At 41.4% G+C, this 6,000-nt stretch carries 6 protein-coding genes and 1 pseudogene; 5 read left to right on the plus strand and 2 right to left on the minus strand.

Annotation, left to right across the window (positions count from 1 at the left end):
• Positions 1 to 51: 51 nt before the first annotated feature.
• Positions 52 to 543: a hypothetical protein gene (locus V7K38_RS09775; RefSeq protein WP_334857363.1), complete on the minus strand. Its 492-nt coding sequence runs from the start codon at positions 541 to 543 to the stop codon at positions 52 to 54.
• 425 nt (positions 544 to 968) lie between these two features.
• Positions 969 to 2,645, minus strand: coding sequence for a DUF3352 domain-containing protein (locus V7K38_RS09780; RefSeq protein WP_334857365.1), 1,677 nt, complete (start codon positions 2,643 to 2,645; stop codon positions 969 to 971).
• Positions 2,646 to 2,803: 158 nt separating this feature from the next.
• Here V7K38_RS09780 and V7K38_RS09785 point away from each other — a divergent pair, with 158 nt between their 5' ends.
• The 5 genes and pseudogenes from V7K38_RS09785 to V7K38_RS09805 all read left to right on the plus strand — a co-directional run.
• Positions 2,804 to 3,136 carry a rhodanese-like domain-containing protein gene (locus V7K38_RS09785; protein ID WP_334857366.1) on the plus strand — a complete coding sequence of 111 codons (333 nt, stop codon included), beginning with the start codon at positions 2,804 to 2,806 and terminating at the stop codon, positions 3,134 to 3,136.
• 64 nt (positions 3,137 to 3,200) lie between these two features.
• Positions 3,201 to 3,332: a hypothetical protein gene (locus V7K38_RS09790; RefSeq protein ID WP_334857368.1), complete on the plus strand. Its 132-nt coding sequence runs from the start codon at positions 3,201 to 3,203 to the stop codon at positions 3,330 to 3,332.
• Between the two features lie 239 nt (positions 3,333 to 3,571).
• A complete protein-coding gene (gene hrcA, locus V7K38_RS09795; protein WP_334857370.1) occupies positions 3,572 to 4,702 on the plus strand; it encodes a heat-inducible transcriptional repressor HrcA in 1,131 nt (376 codons plus the stop codon).
• 113 nt (positions 4,703 to 4,815) lie between these two features.
• The gene (locus V7K38_RS09800; RefSeq protein WP_334857371.1) at positions 4,816 to 5,493 is read left to right on the plus strand and encodes a DUF2834 domain-containing protein; all 678 of its coding nucleotides are present in this window, start codon (positions 4,816 to 4,818) and stop codon (positions 5,491 to 5,493) included.
• 397 nt (positions 5,494 to 5,890) lie between these two features.
• A pseudogene (locus tag V7K38_RS09805) lies at positions 5,891 to 6,000 on the plus strand (photosystem II q(b) protein); the annotation flags it as partial.

Here is a 6,000-nt window from a genome sequence, read left to right on the forward strand (position 1 = left end):
TCACTTAATTCCTAACTCTTGTACAGACGCGATTAATCGCGTCTCTCCCCATTACTGCTGCTCTACTGTCAGAGTGTAATCGCGTTTGACCCCAGGATTAAATGTACCTACCCAAATCCGATAAGTGCCACTTTTCCAGTTGCGATCGCTAACGCTAGCATCTTTACTTTTGCCAGTATCATCACCGCAACGAATCGTAGTTTGATCTGGGCCTTGGATGGTTAAAGTGGTGTCGCTTCCCCCGCTATCTACTTGTATTGTCAACTGGGAAAAGTCCTTTTCCAAAACCATAATGTGATCTGGATTGGGATCGGCAAAGCCTATACATGCTTTTTGATCGCGATCGCGGTTACTTATAGCAGACAATGAGTAAGAACCACCTGTAAACCCCTGCACTGTTCCTTGGGCTGCATTAAAGTTTGCGGACAAGTTGAAAGTACCAAAATTCGCTGTCTCTGCTATTACAGGAGTTGCTGTGATGGCGGTAAGTATAGCCAACAACCAGCCGCCGGTAAACTGAAGTCGGGGGCAACAGTATTTCATAGTAGCCCTCCAACAGGCTGTTAAGTTAGTAATGATATATACATATTCTAATGAAAAAATTCCAGTGAAATTGCAGTTGATTGTGCCACATTAAAATGTGCCACAATCAAGGGTTTTTAAAACAAGCAGCTAATTGCTAGGCTCTCTCTTAATATAAACAGCAGCTACAATTCCCAACTGATGATTTCTACCAATTTTAGATTTTGGATCGTGGAATTCAAAAAATAGACTACAAGGCTGTTCAAAAATTTTAAAATAATACTATTTATCGCAACTTGATAGACAATTTTAGGTTAGTAGCCGGTAATTATCCAGAAATTACAAATAGTAAACACTACAGGAACTCTACATAAATATCATGATTTAAGAAAGTGCAGAAAGTTAAATAATTTTTAAGTTTCTGCACTTGAGCTTTTATGAAAATCTCAGGAATTATTAAGTTGGAAGAAAACGCCACCTTTAAGCGATCGCGTGTCAGTTCCATAACTGCTGACTGTGAGCGATCGCAAATTATCAAAAAACGGTTTCCCTAAAACTTCTGCTAGTTTGAGAATTGGTACTTGACGCTCTAACAAATCCTGGCTCTTTATCCAGTCAAGATATATGTAGCCTTGGTTGGGTAAGGGAATAGCAGCGATACTATCTTTGAAATTCGGATTGTCAATTAAGGAATTATCCTTATTTGTAAGAATCTCATCCATAGTTTCTAAGTCAGAGGTGAAAATTTCGTAATTTCCTAAAGCTGTATGCAATCCCCGCACTTTTGTTTCAATAGTGAAAGATGCTCCCTCTTTAACATCACTTTTTTTAGTCGCCGTAGTTAACTCTGTCCAAGCCGAGATTTTTTGCTTGTCTTGCTTGTCTTGCTTGTCTATAGTCAGAGTATTAATGCTCAGTCCATTGGATGATGCGATCGCATCTAATCGAGCAACGCCTTCTTCTACACTCTCAGATTTTTCCACCACAAAAACCCAATGAGGTGTTGCTTGCTCTTTCTCAGGTAACAATGCTACGGCATATTCTCCTTGTACCCAGCTAAAAATATCCTCTGGTAAGTTTATCCCCCAGCGTTTTTGAACATCTACCAAAGGTTTTGCTAACCGAGAAACAACATCTTCACCAGAACCATATACAGTAGCTGTTGCTTGTCTCCAAAGTTTAGCTAAATCACTGTTACCCAAATTACTCAAATTGGAGCCGGAAATTGCCAAACCTGCCGACGCTGGAACATACTGCAATGCTCCCACAGGTTTAGATAGTGGCGAGGATGGAGAAAGAATTTCCGATGAAGTCAAAAATGTGGTTTCTGCTAGCAATCCTTTGGGATTTAACGCCAGAGAAATAATTTCACTATTATAAAGTTGTTCTGGTAGTTCTAAGCCTTGCCATTTTGCCACAACGGGAAGATTCAAGAACGCTACAGCTAAACCCCCTTTAGGTAGTTCTTTAGTCGCTTTTTGGTATTCGGGGGAGCTAGTCAAGTTTAGATCGGGTGCTTGGACGTTATTGATTGCATCTCGCAACACTTTCGGATCGTTAGCAAACAACACAAAGCCTTCACCAACAACCGCACCTGCAAGCAAATCCCCCTTTGGTTGATTATCAGAAATCAGTTTCACGCCTTTGTATTGTTCAACAGCTAAGGTTGCGCCAGCTAACGCCCGTTTGGAAAACAACAACTCCACAAACTCGCGGCTTTTCTCTGGTTGCTTGGTTGCTAGTGCTAACAGATACCCTGGCTGCTGTCCGTTTTCTGAATCTCGATCGATATCTAAGGTGGCGATCGCTAATGTAATTTCGTTCCCTAACCAGGGTTGCACGTCTTGTTTATAATCTATGCCACTCTTGGCGAATAAACTGGTTTTAAGTTTAGATAGTTCCTCTTCACGCTCTAACGCCTGCAAACGATCGGGATTAGTCAGCAATGAAACCATTGCAGGAGATAGTTTCGACACGAATATGGCTGCACCAGGCTGAGAGGTAGAAGCAATCAAGTTAGCTGGACTTTTGGCGAAAAACCAGTAAAAGCCAGCGATCGCAATTACTAGCAGTGCGATCGTACCTGCGACGATAAAACCGATAAATGAACGTTGACTATTCACATTAAACCTTTAAAAAAGACGGTTTACAGCCATTTAAGCAGAAAGCCTAGCAGAATTTATCAGCCTTCTTGAGAATGGATACTCATGCAAAGACAGAGATTTTCTGTCACCATAAAATTAGATTAGGACTGTTTATAGGGAATTTTTTTAGTCAACCCATGAACCAGATTAGTGTAGAAGAACTGGCAAAACGTCTTTCCTCTGGTGATGGAAGTATACAGCTAGTGGATGTGCGAGAACCAGAAGAATTGGCGATCGCTAGCATTGAAGGCTTTCTCAACCTACCTTTGAGTAAATTTGCCGAATGGGGAGATGAAGTACCTACCCTCTTCAATCCCCAAGCTGAAACCCTTGTATTATGCCACCACGGCATTCGCTCTGCCCAGATGTGCCAGTGGTTAATTGCTCAAGGTTTTACAAATGTGCAAAATATTTCTGGCGGTATTGACGCTTACTCCATCTTAGTAGACCATTCAATTCCCCAGTATTAGCTTGTGTTTAGGTGCATTACTCAGATGGAATGGAAATTAACTCTTCCATCTGGCTTTTGTGATTGTGAAAACATCACTATATCAAGTTAGCAGGTTGAGAAACTTGCTACATACTTACGGAACTTTTCCACCCAAATCTTCGCTGCGATCGCCGCAAAAATACGTATCCCATAATACTTTTATCAGTGTAGAATAATGCAAAAATAAGCTGATAGAGGGTGTTATAAATCCAAATTTTCAGCTTTGGCTGCAAAAGCCTAAATTCTATTTAGAGTGCAATTTTAAAAAGTGTTGTGCGTGAACCTTAAAATTAATTATCACAATATAATTCTATAATTTGTTATCTTAATTAATTATTAATATTCTTTTTTTTCGATCAAATCCAGAAATTTTTCCAGACTTTGATTAAAATTTGCCTCTAGCAAAACATATCCTATGGAAGTCCAGTTAACAAATCGACAACAGCATATACTTTGGGCAACGGTACGTCACTACATTGCTACAGCAGAGCCTGTTGGTTCAAAGGCTTTGGTCGAAGAGTACGACTTGGGTGTAAGTTCAGCCACAATTCGCAATGTAATGGGCGTTTTAGAAAAGTCTGGATTACTCTACCAACCACATGCTTCTGCCGGACGAGTGCCTTCAGATTCAGGCTATCGCATTTATGTTGACCAGCTAATTACACCTTCTCTGCGTTCGCGCAGTGTGTCCCAAACAGATGCTACACGGACAGAAACTTTAGGACGAGAAGTAGAGACGGCATTGCAAAAGCATCTCCACTGGGAAGATCGGAGTTTAGAAAGCCTACTGCAAGGAGCCGCACAAATTTTAGCAACCTTGAGTGGTTGTATTAGCTTGATTACGATGCCGCAAACTACAACAGCGCTATTGCGACATCTGCAATTAGTGCAAATTGAAGCTGGGCGGATTATGTTAATTGTTGTTACCGAAGGTTATGAGACGCATTCCAAATTGATGGATTTGTCGCCAATATCAGAAGAAACACAACGGGATTCAGAGGTAATCGATCGCGAGTTACAGATTGTTTCTAACTTTTTGAATACCCATTTACGGGGGCGAAGTCTGTTGGAATTAGCCAGCCTCAACTGGAGCGAACTAGATCAGGAATTCCAACGCTACGGGGAATTTTTGAAAAATTCAGTTGCCGAATTGACTCGTCGTACTCATGCACCTACTGCAACCCAAATTATGGTTCGGGGTGTATCAGAAGTTTTGCGCCAGCCAGAATTTTCTCAGTTACAGCAGGTACAAACGATTATCCACCTGTTGGAAGAAGAACAAGACCAACTATGGCGATTAATATTTGAGGAACCAGAACCAGAGGATGCGGGGAAATCAAGGGTAACGGTTCGTATTGGTGCAGAAAATCCATTAGAACCGATCCGCACCTGTACCTTAATTTCTTCCACCTATCGCCGAGGTTCAATACCAGTAGGAAGCGTGGGAGTTTTGGGGCCAACGCGCCTAGATTATGAAAGTGCGATCGCAGTTGTGGCATCTGCTGCTGATTACCTCTCAGAAGCCTTCAGTTATTTCAATCCTTAAGGTAATGTTTAGGGATAACCTGCTACAAGTTTAGATAAGTGAATAATGCGATCGCAAGCAGATAACCCAATTTATAGTGGCAAAATCAATAATTAATCCTACTTAAATCTTTCATGGTTAGAAAAATTGCCTTTGGCTTCCTGTGGTTAGGATTCACTATCTATGCTTTTTTCCTCGCTCCTCCTGAGCAACCCGGTACATTCGAGTTAATTAAAAACCTTTCTACTGGCCAGTGGCAAGGTGTTAACCCGTTAGTCATAGCACTATTTAACCTGATGGGCATCTGGCCTCTCATCTACAGCGCAGTAGTGTTTATTGATGGTAGAGGGCAAAAAATACCTGCTTGGCTATTTGCTACAGCCTCTTTCGGAGTCGGAATGTTTGCCTTGTTACCCTACCTAACCCTTAGAGAACCTAATAATCAGTTTGTCGGTAAAAAGAATATCTTGCTCAAGCTGCTAGATTCTCGTGTGACTGGGATTGTGTTGACTGTAACCACAGTTCTTTTAGTTGCCTACGGTTTAAAAGGAGGAGATTGGGGCAGTTTTGTGCAACAGTGGCAAACAAACCGCTTTATCAATGTAATGAGTTTAGATTTTTCCCTACTTAGCCTTTTATTTCCCGCATTACTAGGGGATGATATGGCGCGTCGCGGTTGGAAAAATCCACAGATATTCTGGTTAATAGCGTTGATACCGTTATTCGGTCCATTGATTTATTTGTGCCTGCGTCCACCTTTAGCAGAGATGGGTGTCGAATCAATACCCACTCAGCAGCCAGCCGCAAATTAAAGCACTTTTTTACGGCTGCTGGATTCTCGTTTTTTTGGGATTGTTTTGAGTTTAAGCACTGTTGGCTTACTCGCCTATGGTTTTGTGTTAGGTGAAGAATGGCTGAATAGCTAATCGGTAATAGATTTCTTCTATTTATCACTAAGCTTCAATGCCAGGAGCAAGTATGAGAATTTTGGGGCAACGCACCTAAATGATAAAAGTGCGTAGCATAGCCGTTCGTAAATATCGAGAGCCTCCTTCTTTCGGCGATCTGGGGGTTTTGTGTTGTGGATGCGTAAATCCCAACAGAAAATTTTTCTGAAAGTACTTTACAAAACGCAATAAATTATTTAAGATGTGTAACAGGTAGTTAAACCTACCTAATTCATCCGCAAATAATCGCATTTATAAAACAATGACAGCAACCTTACAACGCCGCGAAAGCGCCAACGTATGGGATCGATTCTGTGAGTGGATCACCAGCACCAACAACCGGATTTACATCGGTTGGTTCGGCGTAGTCAT

This window comes from Nostoc sp. (assembly GCF_036917465.1).
Taxonomy (GTDB): domain Bacteria; phylum Cyanobacteriota; class Cyanobacteriia; order Cyanobacteriales; family Nostocaceae; genus Nostoc.

Excerpts from the sequence above, each read along its gene's own strand:
- V7K38_RS09775 (WP_334857363.1), bottom strand. The coding sequence starts at position 543 with ATGAAATACTGTTGCCCCCGACTTCAGTTTACCGGCGGCTGGTTGTTG.
- V7K38_RS09785 (WP_334857366.1), top strand. The coding sequence starts at position 2,804 with ATGAACCAGATTAGTGTAGAAGAACTGGCAAAACGTCTTTCCTCTGGT.
- hrcA (WP_334857370.1), top strand. The coding sequence starts at position 3,572 with ATGGAAGTCCAGTTAACAAATCGACAACAGCATATACTTTGGGCAACG.
- V7K38_RS09800 (WP_334857371.1), top strand. The coding sequence starts at position 4,816 with ATGGTTAGAAAAATTGCCTTTGGCTTCCTGTGGTTAGGATTCACTATC.